We start from the raw sequence: 15,496 nt of genomic DNA on the forward strand, positions 1-15,496 counted from the left end.
TCAAAGAAGAAACAAATTATAATTCCATATCATGTGACCTTTTCTTAGATCGAATAGGCTGATTTCGTCGCATCTCCTGTTTCCTCTGATATTCAAGTTCCCATGCACGATGAGAGAAAACATCAGGATCCTCCACATTGAGATAATCCACCTCATCGGCTGCAATATCACGGCGGTGATAGTCATAATACTTACCGAAAGTACCTTTGAGCTGTTCGATCAGCTTATCCCGAAAATCAGGACGTATCTGGATTCTGGTGTCCAGCAATTCTGTATACTGTTCAGGTTCAGGACGAAATTTTTCTTCTCGGAAAGCGGCAGCATCTTTTTCAAGCTGTTTTTTGAGCGAGATGTCCTGAGAATCTAGGATATCAAGATTGTTCTTCATCTGGTCGTATTTCTTGGATAGATTCGTCATATCTTTATCTGTAGAGCATTCTGCCTGGAAGATTAGCTGCTCTTTCCTTGATTTCAGTTCTTCGATTTCTTCGGTAATAGTGGTAAGCTGCTGATTTAATTTTATATGCTGGATGGGATTCAAAATACTGGTTTTATCCTTTTGCACATTCAGTTCTTTCCGTTCTGTAACTTTAGCTTTGAGTTTCTTTTTAACGGTGTTGTATTTATTCAGTATTGGATTAAAATGATTCATCCAGTCATGGATCACTTTTTTTTGCATCTCATTGTGGAGCAAATGATATTGTGTAAAAATCATGTGATTTCGGATTGCTTCCAATGTTTCTGCAATTATTGGAATAGACTTTTCTACAGCTTCAGCCAGTTTTGCTACTTTTGCTTTTAATTCTCGGAGCATTTTGTTATCCGCACGAATCTGACGGTTGATTTCACAGCGGTCTGCTATCATGCCTTTCTTTTCCATATTCTGGGCAATGTAGCCTTCATGGATAGTTGGCTGTTCGGTGATTCCCTGATCTGCAAAGCTGCGGTGATCAATGGTAGCATTTATCTGATTACGTGCAAGCATTTTATTTACAGCATCTGCCCAGTTTGCCCGCCAGATGCAAAGTTGTTCATCACTGTTCCATTGTTCGGAAATAGGATTCTGTCTGCCATATCGGCTGCTCTTGGGGTGTTTATCAATCCGTTCATATCCTTTTTCCTGTGCGGCAGAGGAAGTCAGATATTCTTTCTTTTTCCCAACTTTATAGCGATATTGCTTTTCCCATCCCTGTTTCTGAGCAGTTTTAAATTCAGAAGCAGTAAATCCTTTTTCTTCTCCATCTTTGATACAGAGATATTCTTTTTCTGTTTTATACTGCCATGTTCCATTTTCATTTAGTGGTCGGACAGTAAGAAGAATGTGTGCATGGGGATTGTGACCATCTGTATCGTGAATGGCAAAATCAGCACACATCCCCATATCTACAAAATTCTTTTTAATAAAATCCTGAAGAAGAGAAATATTGCTGTCTTTATCCAACTCAACAGGGAGTGCGACAACAAATTCTCTTGCCAGTCGGCTGTCTTTGGTCTTTTCGGTTTCTTCCACAGCGTTCCAGAGTTGTTCCCGGTCAATCCATTTGGATGGAGCAATTGGAGGAAGCATCACTTCCTGATAGATCAGCCCATGCTTTCTGGTATAGTCATGCTGGATATCATCATAATCATTGTACATCCGGCTACAACTCATATAAGCAGAAGCAGCAACAGCAGATCGACCGGAACCACGGCTGACGACTTTAGCTTGCATATGATAAATTGCCATATCTGGCACCTCCTTTCGATGTTGCCTGCAACAGCGGATAAAGCCCTCGGCAGAGCGCACGAGCCCCGAAGGGGATACCACTGCCTGATTTATCAGGTGGTGAGTAAGTGCGCCCTTCGGGAGTAGAACTTGTGCGTTTACATTCCCCGTAGCCGGATCATCAGCTCCCGTTTCAGGGAATCTAAATCCATTTCTTTAATATGGGGAACAATACTTTCCAGAATGGCTCCTTCCTGGACTAATCGGTGTGTTCTGGCATCACGTTCTTTTTTGCGATTTCTTGCTTCAGCTTCTTCCTGGCGGTGTCTTGCCTGTAAAAGTGCTTTTTCTTCCGGTGTCATGATTCTTTTATCTGCCATACCTGGCACCTCCTTTTTATGCCCGTATCCGGGCATTTTTGGTTTTAAAATCTTTTGGTTTGGTACTATGGTTTTAGATAACTGACAGTGGCATGTTCTTGGTGAAAAATAAGGAAAGATAGTAGTACCACTGTCAGTGAAAAATAATCATTGCGTTATACTTCTTTGAGTCAATTCTGGTTCGGAGCATGATTGTTCAACAGGATTTTTTTCGCCCGTTTTAAATTATCTGTTGCATTGTCCTGACGGATATTCCGGTTATTGATACGGACAGGAATACATCTCTCCAGAATACGGTCATAAATTCGTTTGTGTGCGATATCAGCGGCATTATTCAGCTCTGATAAAGTGAGATTGGTCGTTATGATCAGGGGCTTTTTACTGCGGTAACGACTGTCGATCACATTGAATACCTGTTCCAGTGCAAAGTCAGAGTTCCGCTCAATTCCGAGATCATCAATAATCAGAAGACTGTAGCGGTTTAAGCTGTTGATGAACTGGTTTCTGTCTTCAAAATGCATTCCGGTAAGGGTATTCAGAATCTGGGAAAAGTTGGTCATCAGTACAGGAACGCCTTTTTCCAGCAGGGCATTGGCAATGCAGCCTGCAAAAAAAGATTTTCCAGTACCGACATCACCCCAGATGAGAAGTCCGGAGGCGTTTGCTTTCATCTCTTCCCAGTTGCTTACATAATTGTGTGCCAGTTTTATTTCCGGATTGATGCCGTTATCCCTGGCAAAAGTGTAGTCATAGAGTGCTTTGTCCTGTAAGCCGCTGGTTTTAAGATGCTCTATTTCCATTTGTTTTTCATGAAGTTTTCTCTGGGTTTCTTCCTGCTCAAAGATTTCCTGCTGGCATTTACAGCGGATGGAAGGAATAAGAACCTTTCCCTGTAATTCATGCCGGCATTGTCTTGGCGTATTGCATTTGGAACAGTAGATCAGGTGGTCTGTTTCGTTAAAATATTCATCAGGCTGAAGCTCTCTGTTTGGTGTTATAGCGGTTGCTTTTTCTGTAAATCTTGTCATAGTGTTTCGTATTCCTCACTTTCGTAATTTCTTTGCCAGGAAGCAGGATGATCCTGTCTTGCCCAACTGATGATGGTAGCTGCATGGTTCTGATATTGCTTTCCGGTAGAAGCCATATAACCGGATAAGCGTTCAATATAATCCTTCCAGTCAGGGATTGTCTGCCGGATATCTTCAAGCTCTTTTTCTGACAGAAAAACATTTTGAAATTTTCCATAGGGTGAGAGTGGCTCCTTACTCCCTCTTATTGCTAAATTGTTCTTTTTTATCTCTTTCTTATTACCAGACAGTTTTCTGTCTGTATCAGGGAAAGAATCCTGTCTGTCAATAGGACAGTTTTCTGTCTGTCTTAGGGAAAGAAATCTGTCTGTATAGTGGATGGTTTCTTTTGGGAGTTTTACATAAATTCGATTGGGCTGTCCGGGTCCCTGCCGTTTTCGGAAGATAAGCTCCTGTTTTTCCAGTACTGCCAGAGCAGTTTTAATCGTCATCTGGCTTTTGTGGAGAACTTCTGCCAGTGCTTCAATTGTAAAGTAAATGAACACATGACCATCGATATCTGACCAGCCCTCATTTTTCTGGGAAAGCCTTGCCCGGTCGAGCAGGATAATATAAAGCATTTTGGCAGTTTCGTTTATTTCCATGTCCAGAAGGAAACGGGGAAACATCATATAAGATGGCAGGTTGGTGTCTGCTGTCAGAAAGTCCGTCATGTGTTCACCTCCAATCAGTTATTCTCCAAGAAAATCCCAGTCTACATCATTATCCGGCTGTGAATTTTCAGGTGTTGGAAAGGACGCCCTGATTTGGGGCTCCCTTTGCGCCATGCCTACAGTCAGTCCGGAAAGAAAAAGTGGCAATTCCTGTTTCAGACTGTTTTCCACTGCATCTACAATCTGTTTCACAAAAAGTTCTTCCCGTTCTCTTGTTTCCAGATAAGGATCAGCCTGTGTGCGGTAGTAGCGGTCAAAATAATCTACCAGTGCAAGAGAGATTACCTGACTGTAAGATTTAAAATCCTGCCTGTCCATCGTCTGTAAATATTCCCAGGCTCTCCGCTGTTGTTCTTTGTCCAGATTAAAGCGCAGGTTTGTGTTGCGGATATTGTTCTGCATGGTTTATCCCCTCCTTTTCAGGCTCATATAAGCCAGAGATTCGTAACCTTTGGCAGTGGCGCAGATGTCATCAATGATTGTGACTCGTGATTTGTCATACGTTCCGAAGTTACGGATCAGGCATCCACCGCCGCCAACCACATACAGGTGCATCAGGTCAGGATTATATTCATATTTGCGGAGCGTGGAAAAAAGTTCTGCCACATACTGTCTGGCAATAGAACTGATACAATCCAGATATGGTGCTGAAATGTCAGCTGTTCCAAACCGCAGAATCTGTTCTACTGTGGATTCTTCAATTTTCACTCCGAATTTGTCCAGAACAGCGTTCTTTGCGGCAATCATGCACTGGTTTACACCAAGTTTTTCTGTCCAGCATCGGCTTTCTTGCGCTTTCTTATTGTTAATATACAGAATGTTCATGGTTCCGTTTCCGATATCTGCAAGGAGATTAGTTCCCTTGAAATTTCCAAGGTGGTTTACAATAGCCGGATATCCCTGTGGGTAAAGGCTACATCCCGCAAAGTGGAGATGATATTCTTTGCCGTTGAAACGGTAATGGACTTCTGGATTCTGGAGCAGATAGGAACGAAAAGCTTCTCTTTGATTTCTGATCCATGTCAGAGGAAGTCCGGCAGCCAGATGAACATCTGCTTCACGGATGGAAAAGACATTCAGTTCCCTTGCAATAGCCATTAGCGTCAGAAGATAATATTCTTCGTCCATAGCTTTATCCGGGATAAATTCTTTGTGTCCTTCGCCAATCCGGTAGTAAATGCCGTTATATTCCAGGATATTTCCAGTGGAGATTGGTTCTGTTTCATAGGCTTTGATTCCGGTTGGCGTGACGGTGTTTGCTGTTTTCATATTGCCATAGCCATGATCTACAGCGATGATTTTTGTGTTTTTGAGTTCTCGCATAAAAAATACCTCCGTTTTCGTATTGATTGATTCAGCAGGTCATACCGGTGTGGTACTGCTTTGCTGTGAGATAAGCATACGAAAATCGGAGGTAAAAGACATTGAGTGGAAATTGAGCTGGAATTGAGAAAAAAGATATATTGTGCGTACATTCTTCATGTACTCTTGTTGTGATTTCATTGTTTTTTATCGTATAATATGGATACTGGAGGTGGTTTGGATGAAATACAAGATTTTAGTTGTCGATGATGATAAAGAATTGGTGAAAATGCTTTGTAGTTATTTTGATATGAAACAATATGAAACCATTACGGCTACAGACGGAATGGAAGCATTAAATAAAATAAAAATGAAACCGGATATTATTTTGTTGGATATCAATATGCCACGCATGGATGGGATTGAAGTATGTCGTCTGATACGCAGTAAAGTGTTATGCCCGATTTTGTTTCTAACAGCAAGAGTTGATGAAGATGATAAAATTAATGGGTTGCTTTCGGGTGGGGATGACTATATTACGAAACCATTTAGTCTTCGGGAGTTGGAAGCAAGGATTGTCACAAACATAAAGAGAGAAGAAAGGCATCAACAAAAAACGGAATACCGTTTCATGGATGAAATGCTGATTGATTATTCTGAAAAAATAGTAGCTATAGCCGGACACAGGATGGAGTTCACAAAAATTGAATATCAGATTATTGAATTCTTATCCATGCATCCAGGGCAGGTGTTTGATAAAGAACGTATATATGCACAAGTCTGTGGATATGATGCGGAAGGGGACAGTAGAACGATAACGGAATTAGTACGGCGTATAAGGAAAAAAATAGCGGATTATTCAGAAAAAGAATACATAGAAACTGTATGGGGGATTGGATACCGATGGAAAAAATAAGAAACTTGTCACTGAAAAAAACAATTCTGCTTTATTTTGTGATCAGCTTAACGGCAGCATTTCTGTTATCTGGATTTACAGTTCATTTTGCAGGAAATATGCAGAATAAAATATGGGAAAAATATATTGATTATGCAGATTATACGGACGTGTTTCAGCAATATGGAAAGAAATACGAGATTGAGATATCAAGACCTAATCAATCGCAGATGAATCGTTTGGACTATCATCTTTCGGAAATGTGTGACTTTATGGAAACATATTCGGTACTGATTTTTTCGATTGTTGGGAGTGTTGCTGCGGTATTCTTTTTTTATAAAAATAAGTTAAAGACACCTCTACAGGAACTAAAAGATGCCTCACAAATGATTGCAGATAATGAACTGGATTTTCATGTGTCCTATGAAAATAAAGATGAGATGGGAACTTTGTGTAAAGAATTTGAAATGATGCGAAGTGATTTAGCAGATAACAACAGAAAGATGTGGCGAATGATTGATGACGAGAAGGCTTTGCGGAATGCAATTGCACATGATATACGTTCTCCACTTTCCATATTGCGTGGGTATCAGGAAATGCTCTTAGAGTTTGTTTCTGCCGAGAGTATAAAAACAGAGGATGTTATTGATATCTTACAAACAGGCATGTATCAGATTGACCGTATAGAGCATTTCACGGAAAACATGAGAAAAATGTCCCATTTAGAACAGAGGGAACTGCAATGCTCAGAGATAGAGTTATCGGAACTGGCAAAAAAGATTGAGGCAGAAGCTGCCATGCTGTCCAAGAAGGAAAGTAAATTATGTAAGGTAGAAAGAGTGCAGGAACAAAACATTGTGAAAGTGGATGAGGAACTTGTCATGGAAGTGACAGACAACTTACTGGAAAATGCGGTTCGATATGCACAAAAAAGTATTGCTTTGCAGATAAAGAAAAAGGATGGTTTTCTTATAATTTCTGTTGAAGATGATGGAATAGGATTTGTGGATACTGAGGAAAAAGTAACAGAGCCATTTTATCATAAGAATCCACAAGATGATTTAAAGCATTTTGGCCTTGGTATGTATATTTCTCGTATTTTCTGTGAAAAGCATGGAGGAAATTTGAAAATATATAATGCCAGACAAGGCGGTGCTCATGTAGAAGCTCTTTTCAAAGCTGAATAAAAATACTTTATAAGGCTGAAATCACAAATAAAGTGGTTTTAGTCTTTTTTGTTGTGAATTTATTGAGAATTGATTTGTATGATGTTGTTAAAGAAATAAAGAAAGGAAGAGATACAATGAAAACAATCATAAAAAGAAGTATACTTGATTATTTAAAGAACCCTGTTTTGTGGATTGGCTTGATTATTATAGTTGCCAGTATGTATCAATGTCTGTCATCGTATTTGCAAATTCATTATATCAAACAGAATGAACAGATCACACAAAATGACGTAGCATTGGAAGATGCTGATGTCATGGATGGGTACATTCCCACATCTGATGATAAAGAAAGAAGAAGGGAGTGGGAAGATACGATCAAAGAGACGTTAATGGACACCTCCAAAAATGGTTTTGGATTTAGCAGGCAGGAAGCAGATCATGTAATGAAAGAAATTCAGAATATGGATGTAAAGACTGCTTCTGAGTTTTTGGAATCCCAATATGGCTATTATAATGCAATATATGCTTATGAGGACCTTGAAATTCATAAGGGGACAGCAGAAGAAATCAATCATTATATCGAGCGGAAATTATCCGAACATTCTTTTTCCTGGTACTTTGCCAAAAAATTTACGGATTTTGCAGGATTGCATATGGCCTTTTTTGCAACAGTCTTGCTATCATTTTTATTTATTCAGGATACACGAAAAAGTACCTATGAATTATTACATACAAAGCCTGTTACGGCAATCCAATATATATGTGGGAAAGTAATAAGCGGATTCATTAGTATGCTGGGAGTATTAGTGATTTTGAATGTTATATTCTTTATGCTGTGTTTGAAAACGTCTTTAGAATCGGGCTTTCCAGTAACACCAATTGATTTTTGCGTGAATTCTCTGATCTATATTGTTCCGAATCTTTTGATGATATGTTGTGTCTATACAATTACAGCATTAATATTTAAAAATCCGCTTCCGGCAGCACCAATCTTGTTTTTACACATTATATATTCAAATATGCTGACCATGAAGAATGATATTTATTATATGAGACCGTTCTCTATTATGGTGCGATTCCCTGGCAGATTTTTTGAAACACATGTAGCCAAAATGTCAAACATAAATCAGATTATTCTTGTAATTTCATCAGTTATATTAGTATGTATTTCTGTTACAATCTGGAAAAGGAGGAGGGTTCATTGAAAACGGAACTAAAAAACTGCCTGTCGTTATATAAGATTTTTTATTCATGTGCATTTATACTGATATTGTGTGCTATTCATCCGATTATATACTATGAAGAAATCGGTTCAGCGATTCAGTCGCCAATAGCATTTTTAACAATTATTTTTTGTAGTGACACATATTTGATGGAAGTAAAAAGTAAGCGTGCCGATGTATTTCATTTGTATGATCAAAAAAAGCAGTTAAAAGTAATATCGCAGAGAGTGGGCGTTCAAATATTATATTTATTAATACTTTCCTGTGTTGGATATGTTTTGTTTTTCTGGCAAAAACCGGGCAGTGTAAACGAAGGCATTTCGGGTATTCAGATATTTCTTTTATATTTCATTGCAATGTTTGGAACTATCTGGCTTTGGAGTATATGCTCTGTGATTTTGTGTACATTGCTTCGAAATATGTGGGCAGGTATTGGATGTTTATTTGGAATTGTCATTGGACTTATATCAAAAGCGGGAAGTTCATTTTTCGGAAATCTGGGATTGTTTTCTTTCAGCTTTTGTGAACCTACTCAATTAATGTCCGAGAGTTGGATTTATGGAACGCTTGTGTCTTTTATAGCGGGGCTGTTTTTATTTGCAGTATTACCAATGACTTTAAAGAAAAGGGGATAGATTATGAGTATTAGAATAAATGATTTAACAGTTAGATTTAAAAATGGTGTAGTTGCAGTAAATAAGGCATCTCTTGAAATACCTAAGGGAATTTACGGACTTTTGGGTGAGAATGGTGCTGGAAAAACCACTTTGATGAGGGTTCTTACAACTGTTTTAAAACAAACGGAAGGAATGGTTTCCCTTGATGGAATTCTGTATAACGAGGGAAATTATGAGAAAATACAGAAAAAGATTGGTTATCTTCCACAGGAAATCGACTTATATCCGAATCTTACGGTGAAAGAATGTCTTGTATATATGGGGGGACTGTCAGGAGTAGCCAGAAATGACCTCGAACAAAGAATTACCTATTATCTGGAAAAGACTTCTCTTACAGAGCATCAGAATAAAAAAATGCGGCAATTATCTGGTGGTATGAAGAGACGTGTCGGACTCATACAGGCACTTCTTAATAATCCGGATTTTTTGATTATTGATGAACCTACCACCGGGTTAGATCCGGAAGAAAGAATCAGGATCCGCAATCTTTTGGTTGATTTTTCAAAGGATAGAACTGTGCTGTTTTCCACTCATGTAGTAGAAGATTTAGCAGCAACCTGTACACAGCTTGCCATTATGAAAAAGGGAAGTTTTTTATATTCTGGAAGCGTGAGTGGGTTGCTGGAAAATGCAAAGGGCTGTGTTTGGAATTGTACGGTACAAAATGCAGAAGAAGCCCGTTTGTTAGAAGCCAATTATTCTATATCATCTAAGCAGTATGTAGAAAATGGAATTCATATGAAAGTATTAAGCAAAGGAAAGCCAAATGAGAATTGTGTCCTGGATAATGATATCACTTTGGAAGATGCATATATTTATTTGACGAATAGTTGAATATAACGGCGGGCAAGTTGCCCGCCGTAAATTATGCTTATTTTGTTAAAAGACCGGATAGATTTTTTCCAATGCAAAATCCAATCTGTGGATATAACTCCTGAATTTCCTGATATTTTGCTTCAATCATTTCTGGTTCATCAGCCCAGATCTTTTCATATATTTTGAAAGCTCTTTTAAAATGTGTTTTGGCTTGCGGAAGATTGGCAGTCATCAGATAAATGGTTCCAAGGGTTTCCTGTACTTTGGCATAATCCAGACAGTCATCGGAATGGTATTCCTTGATGATGCCGGATAATTTTTGCAATTCAGAGATGCCTCTTTCGGGTTCCTGCTGTTCTGTCAGGAACATTGCATAATTGGCAATCTGAGGTATGCTGTCATTTATATGAAGCAGGTTAAATTGGTCAAGCAGTGAGATACTTTTTTCCATGTGTTCTCTTGCAAGATCGGGATGACCGTTCATGCGGTAAAGTCCACCGAGATTGGCATGAAGGTTGGAAACAAGGCGAGCATTGTCAGCAGTGATATTTTCTATCTGGGCAAGTGCATCCTTTTCCAGTTTTATTGCTTTTTCTGGCTTGATTTCAAGAGTAGCCTGAAAATCCAGTAACAATGCCCGGTCAGAATCGGTGCCAATGTCTTTAGGCTTCAAAAAATTTTTTAATTCCTGAATGATTTCTTTCATACCTTTCTGGTAATTATAATTATCCATATATGGAAAAACATTTTCCAGAAAAAGTAGATATTTTGGTATATCATCTTTTTCAATCAATTCTATGATGTTTCCTGCTGTCTGAAACAGCTTCTTGTAATAATCGACTTCAATTCCATGCATTAAACATATTTTCTGTAAAGAATCCAGTAATATGTGACAGCTACTTACAGATGGTTTTGTCTCTGAAAGGGCAATTTCCTTAATCATAGGATGCAGGGAAATTGTGTGACGTGTAGTTGTCTGCACAAAACCAGTTTCAATCAAGTCGTTAATTTCATTTAAGGTAGGCAGTTCCAGCCATTTGGCGAATATGCGGGCAGAAATACCAGTGTAAGGAAGAAAACACAAATTGCACATGATATCCTGCTGTTTTCGGGATAAAGCATATAGTGAAAATAGAGTATGGATATGACTATAATAAGTGGCTTTACTGCTTTGACCATCCTTGATTATCTTAATTTTATCTTCATTATCGAGAGATGCTCTTTCTTCCTGAAGTTTTGCTAATAACTGACCTGGAGTTGAAATTCCATTTTCCAAAAGTTTTGCAGCCAGTTCTACAGCAAAAGTATGATAGTGTACGGTCTCTATGATTTTTTCGACGGTCGAACGATACTTGTCTGCTTCTGAATAAAATGCAGATGTCAGTTGGAAAAGAATGTTTATATCCTTTATTTCTTTTAATTGAAAAGTACAGTATTCATTCAGATTACTTCTGGTCGTAAATAAAATCTGACAGCGGTATTTTAATACTACTGACAGAAAACTGTCCTGTGTAGCTGTGACATTAAAATTATCTATGATAAGCAGAGTATCGGATTTCAGGGAACGCAGAAAACGGTTATGTCTTTGAAACCGTTCCTGTTCGCTGATTTCTGGTGGATCATCAATAAAATCCATGTCAGTAATGTCCTGATGAAGATCACCTGTATATTCTACATATAGAATGTTAGTGTAATGCTTTTTGTAATGTTTTGCGTAGGCTTTGGCAAGTTCGCTTTTACCAATACCGGCAATTCCGCAAAGAAAAACATGACGGTTTTCCTCAAGCATGGTATATAATTCTTCTAGTTCTTTATCTCTTCCGATAAAATGACGGCATGGTTTCGGAACCTCACTGTCCATAATATAATCCAGCACAATGGGTGACAGGGCACCTCCGGCAAGTAATTTTTGATTTTTAGTATCACGTTTGATAAATTGTCGCTCCATGCCAAAAGAAATCAGCTTTGCAAGAAAAAGCAGACGTGAGCTGGCTGGTTTGTACAGAGAAGCCAGATTTTTCTTTTTGGCATCGGAGATGGTGTCATCTTGTATAAATAATGTGTATATATCCTGCATAGCCATATTGCAGTCAGACATCAATGGAAGCAGATTCTGGTGAATGGTTTCTGCCAGTTTTTTCTGATTACTGGGTTTGGAATAGTAGGCAGATATTTTGGGACTGATCTTTGCTTGACCGGTCAGCCAACGACAAACCAGACCATTATCCATAGAAAAATCCTGATTTGCCGGATCATCCATAAAATCTTCAAATAATTCGTATAAAAAATCAGGCTGACTCATTTGATTACTTTCGCTGATATGATTTTTTAAGCAAGTGCTAATAGAAGAAAAATCGCATCGATTCAATAGAAATTCCCCTTTCGTAGTTAAGATTAAGTATATCTATCATAACACAAACATATATTCGATTCAAGAAAATGCGGATATTTTTAAATTGATTGTGTCAATTTACAATCAATTTCTATTCAATGTGGTTTTCCGGCAGGTTCTGTAAAATAAGCTCAGATCAAAACAATAACGGGAGGAGCTTATGCAACAGAATATTGAATTTGAGCGGTGCATTGATTTTCTGGTACGGATGATTGATAAGTACGGCGCTGAAGTCCTCCGGGAGTTGGAGGAAGAAAAACAGAATAAGGAAGAAAAAGAAGCGGCAGTTTCCTGAAATACAAAATGTAAATCAGACTGTCGCTTTTTTCATGCATTTTTAAATCAAATAAATTTTAAAAGCTGATGCAGAGTGTGTGGCTCATTATTCTGAGAAGCGGTAATACGCGTATCAAATGGCTTGAAATGATTCTGCGTATAAAAGCTCAGAAGAAATTCATTATCTTCGCATTCAAGAAACTCCATAACGCCACCTACGGAATATTTGAGACTGGATATGGTTTCCAGTGCAAATCCCAGTAGAATATTTCCAGGAATTCGTTTTTCCTTTGGAAGAGAATAGTTCTTTCCCAACTGGGCGATCAAGTAAGCTGCGGTAGTATAGGATTGTGTTTCTTCATCCAAAATACTGACACGGGACAGTTTTTTTGCCATTGTCTTGCTGATATTTGAAGCACGGACAGAGATTGGTTTTATTGTAAGTGAAAAATAACCAACCAGTGAAGCATCTTCAGCATCAAATACCAGATAAGTGATAGATTGATCTTTTTTGGTAAACTCAATCGCATTATGTAATAAAAAGTATTCCACATCGGGATTTTTGGGACAAGAAAAATCGGAGAGTAAGTCGTAAAGACTTTCCTCTCCGATATATGTCGGTTCGTCTTTATCCAAATATGCCCGAATATTAACGGTAAAATATTTATCAGACATGTTTTTTCTTCCTTTTTGACATTAAAGCTAAGATTTCCTGTGGGTTCGTTAACTGACGTCCGGGAAGTGTCTGCTTTGGTGTGCGGTCACGGTCGGCTTCGTCAATTGCTGCGACAAAACGCTTTACGCTATTTGGATTGGATACGACAAAATTATGAGTAATACTTGAAGTAGCCATACTAACACCTCCTCTTTTTTGGCTTTTTTGTGTATTTATAGTATATGCAATGTGTGATAAAAACACAATATCAAAAACAGAAATTATTTCTAAATAATTTTCAAGCCGGACATTTATTAGACGCTTCCGGTAAGCGAACAATATTTTCGAGCCAATCATTTATAAGTCGCCAATGGTGGGCGGGCAATATTTTGATAACAGAAATGCTCTGTATCTAACTTAATTATACGATTGGCGAAGAAATGCGTCAATACGGAAAATAAGTATTGAAAATAGTTGGAACAAGTACTAAAATAAGGTTGGGACAATAAAACAGAGTTATACTGCGAGGAAGATTATGAAGAATAAAAAGATTAAATGCGATATATATACCAGAGTATCCACAACCATGCAGGTAGATGGCTACAGTCTGGATGCTCAGAAAGAAAAACTCAAGAGATATGCGGAATTTCAGAATATGGAAATCGTAAATGAGTATTCAGATGAAGGTAAGTCTGGAAAGAGCGTAGAGGGCAGACCGGAATTTCAGAGAATGTTGGATAATATTGAGAATGGAACAGATGAGGTACAGTTTGTACTGGTGTTCAAGCTTTCCAGATTCGGTCGTAATGCAGCAGATGTATTAAACTCTCTGCAGAGGATGCAGGATTTTGGAGTGAATCTGATCTGTGTAGAAGATGGAATTGACAGCTCAAAAGATAGTGGAAAGCTGATGATTTCTGTTCTGTCTGCGGTGGCAGAGATCGAACGAGAGAATATCCTTGTTCAGACAATGGAAGGACGTAAGCAGAAAGCCAGGGAAGGAAAATGGAATGGTGGATTTGCTCCGTATGGTTATGAATTAGTAAATGGAGAATTGCAGATTGCAGAGGACGAAGCAGAGATTATTCGTCTGATCTATGACAAATTTATTCATACCAATATGGGAATCTCTGCGATTGCCGCATGGCTGAACCAGCATGGATATAAAAAGAAAAAACGACAGAATAATACACTGGACGCATTTGCCGCATCATTTATAAAAGGCGTTCTGGATAATCCGGTATACTGTGGAAAGCTGGCTTATGGACGAAGGAAAAACGAGAAAGTTTCTGGTACAAGAAATGAATACCGCATTGTAAAGCAGGAAAATTATATGCTGCACGATGGTATCCATGAAGGGATTGTTTCAGAAACAGACTGGGAGCTGGCACATCAAAAACGGGAAAAAACAGGTGTGAAATATGAAAAGACACATAGTCTCGATCATGAGCATATTTTATCTGGAATATTGAGATGCCCGTTATGTGGAAGTGGTATGTATGGAAACGTGAACCGAAAGAAAAAGAAAGACGGAACTTTATATAAGGATTATTTCTATTATGCCTGCAAACATCGTCGCCTGGTAGATGGTCATAAATGTGGATATCGTAAACAATGGAGTGAGGAGAAGATTAACAATGCAGTGGAAGAAGTTATTCGGAAGCTGGTGAAGAATCCTAAATTTGAAGAAGCAATTCTGAATAAAATCGGTTCAAGAATTGATACAGAAGAAATAGAAAAAGAGATTGAAGGATTGGAAAAGCAGCACAGGCAGCTGACCGGAGCAAAAGCAAGACTTGGACAGCAGATGGACAATCTGGATATCATGGATAAATTTTATGAGAAGAAATATCAGGATATGGAGACAAGGTTATACCGTTTGTATGATGAGATTGAAGGCGTGGAGAACAGTATAGAAGAAGTCAAGAACCGCCTGCTGAATATCCGGCAACAGAAAATATCAGAAGAAAACGTCTATCAATTCCTTTTATATTTTGATAAACTATATGATAAGTTCACCGACCTGGAGAAGAAAGAATTTCTTAACAGCTTTGTAGAACAGGTGGATATTTATGAGCAGGAGCAGCCGGATGGCAGATTCCTGAAGCACATAAAGTTCCGTTTTCCGGTGTATTTTGGAGACAGGGAAACACAGGAACTTTGTTGGGACAACGAAAGTACCGTTGAGACAGTCTGCCTTTTGTCAAGAAAAGCCCAATAAATCAAAGGATTTCGCCATTTTGGGAATAAAATAGATGTGTGTTT

The 15,496-nt window shown here is 38.4% G+C and carries 16 protein-coding genes; 7 read left to right on the plus strand and 9 right to left on the minus strand.

Features of this window, described 5'->3' with window-relative positions; genetic code table 11:
- Positions 1 to 16: 16 nt before the first annotated feature.
- From mobQ to WMO37_RS08890, 6 genes are all read right to left on the minus strand, one after another.
- The gene (mobQ, locus tag WMO37_RS08865; protein ID WP_055195116.1) at positions 17 to 1,726 is read right to left on the minus strand and encodes a MobQ family relaxase; all 1,710 of its coding nucleotides are present in this window, start codon (positions 1,724 to 1,726) and stop codon (positions 17 to 19) included.
- Between the two features lie 137 nt (positions 1,727 to 1,863).
- Entirely contained in the window at positions 1,864 to 2,085 is a 222-nt protein-coding gene (locus WMO37_RS08870) for a DUF3847 domain-containing protein (RefSeq protein ID WP_005362330.1), read from the minus strand.
- Positions 2,086 to 2,255: 170 nt separating this feature from the next.
- Positions 2,256 to 3,113, minus strand: coding sequence for an ATP-binding protein (locus tag WMO37_RS08875; RefSeq protein WP_055195114.1), 858 nt, complete (start codon positions 3,111 to 3,113; stop codon positions 2,256 to 2,258).
- On the minus strand, positions 3,110 to 3,826 hold the full coding sequence (locus WMO37_RS08880) for a replication initiator protein A (protein ID WP_349154829.1): 717 nt from the start codon (positions 3,824 to 3,826) through the stop codon (positions 3,110 to 3,112). The genes WMO37_RS08875 and WMO37_RS08880 overlap by 4 nt, the downstream gene beginning before the upstream one ends.
- Positions 3,827 to 3,844: 18 nt before the next feature.
- Positions 3,845 to 4,228: a hypothetical protein gene (locus WMO37_RS08885; RefSeq protein WP_015560111.1), complete on the minus strand. Its 384-nt coding sequence runs from the start codon at positions 4,226 to 4,228 to the stop codon at positions 3,845 to 3,847.
- 3 nt (positions 4,229 to 4,231) lie between these two features.
- Positions 4,232 to 5,149, minus strand: coding sequence for a ParM/StbA family protein (locus WMO37_RS08890; RefSeq protein WP_349154830.1), 918 nt, complete (start codon positions 5,147 to 5,149; stop codon positions 4,232 to 4,234).
- Positions 5,150 to 5,369: 220 nt separating this feature from the next.
- Between WMO37_RS08890 and WMO37_RS08895 the strand changes: the two genes are divergently transcribed.
- The 5 genes from WMO37_RS08895 (at position 5,370) to WMO37_RS08915 (ending at position 9,926) form a co-directional block, all read left to right on the plus strand.
- A complete protein-coding gene (locus WMO37_RS08895; protein WP_118737430.1) occupies positions 5,370 to 6,044 on the plus strand; it encodes a response regulator transcription factor in 675 nt (224 codons plus the stop codon).
- Complete coding sequence (locus tag WMO37_RS08900; RefSeq protein ID WP_174087650.1) at positions 6,032 to 7,210, plus strand: HAMP domain-containing sensor histidine kinase; 1,179 nt, start codon at positions 6,032 to 6,034, stop codon at positions 7,208 to 7,210. The genes WMO37_RS08895 and WMO37_RS08900 overlap by 13 nt, the downstream gene beginning before the upstream one ends.
- A gap of 116 nt (positions 7,211 to 7,326) precedes the next feature.
- Positions 7,327 to 8,397, plus strand: a complete 1,071-nt coding sequence (locus tag WMO37_RS08905) for an ABC transporter permease subunit (protein ID WP_009265790.1) — start codon at positions 7,327 to 7,329, stop codon at positions 8,395 to 8,397.
- A complete protein-coding gene (locus WMO37_RS08910; RefSeq protein ID WP_008705633.1) occupies positions 8,394 to 9,050 on the plus strand; it encodes a hypothetical protein in 657 nt (218 codons plus the stop codon). The genes WMO37_RS08905 and WMO37_RS08910 overlap by 4 nt, the downstream gene beginning before the upstream one ends.
- 3 nt (positions 9,051 to 9,053) lie before the next feature.
- On the plus strand, positions 9,054 to 9,926 hold the full coding sequence (locus tag WMO37_RS08915; protein ID WP_005348496.1) for an ATP-binding cassette domain-containing protein: 873 nt from the start codon (positions 9,054 to 9,056) through the stop codon (positions 9,924 to 9,926).
- Positions 9,927 to 9,963: 37 nt separating this feature from the next.
- Here WMO37_RS08915 and WMO37_RS08920 read toward each other — a convergent pair whose 3' ends face one another.
- Positions 9,964 to 12,210: a tetratricopeptide repeat protein gene (locus tag WMO37_RS08920; protein ID WP_055287785.1), complete on the minus strand. Its 2,247-nt coding sequence runs from the start codon at positions 12,208 to 12,210 to the stop codon at positions 9,964 to 9,966.
- A 250-nt stretch (positions 12,211 to 12,460) separates the two neighbouring features.
- Here WMO37_RS08920 and WMO37_RS08925 point away from each other — a divergent pair, with 250 nt between their 5' ends.
- On the plus strand, positions 12,461 to 12,595 hold the full coding sequence (locus WMO37_RS08925) for a hypothetical protein (protein WP_005348500.1): 135 nt from the start codon (positions 12,461 to 12,463) through the stop codon (positions 12,593 to 12,595).
- 47 nt (positions 12,596 to 12,642) lie between these two features.
- On the opposite strand, the gene WMO37_RS08930 is transcribed toward WMO37_RS08925, so the two are convergent.
- Both WMO37_RS08930 and WMO37_RS08935 read right to left on the minus strand, forming a co-directional pair.
- A complete protein-coding gene (locus WMO37_RS08930; RefSeq protein ID WP_005348504.1) occupies positions 12,643 to 13,251 on the minus strand; it encodes a hypothetical protein in 609 nt (202 codons plus the stop codon).
- Positions 13,244 to 13,429, minus strand: a complete 186-nt coding sequence (locus WMO37_RS08935; protein WP_014080774.1) for a hypothetical protein — start codon at positions 13,427 to 13,429, stop codon at positions 13,244 to 13,246. Before WMO37_RS08935 ends, WMO37_RS08930 begins: the two co-directional genes overlap by 8 nt.
- Positions 13,430 to 13,766: 337 nt before the next feature.
- Between WMO37_RS08935 and WMO37_RS08940 the strand changes: the two genes are divergently transcribed.
- A complete protein-coding gene (locus tag WMO37_RS08940) occupies positions 13,767 to 15,452 on the plus strand; it encodes a recombinase family protein (RefSeq protein ID WP_117738697.1) in 1,686 nt (561 codons plus the stop codon).
- The last annotated feature ends 44 nt before the right edge of the window (positions 15,453 to 15,496 follow it).

The sequence above is a fragment of the Lachnospira intestinalis genome (assembly GCF_040095895.1).
In the GTDB taxonomy this organism is placed as follows: Bacteria; Bacillota; Clostridia; order Lachnospirales; family Lachnospiraceae; genus Lachnospira; species Lachnospira intestinalis.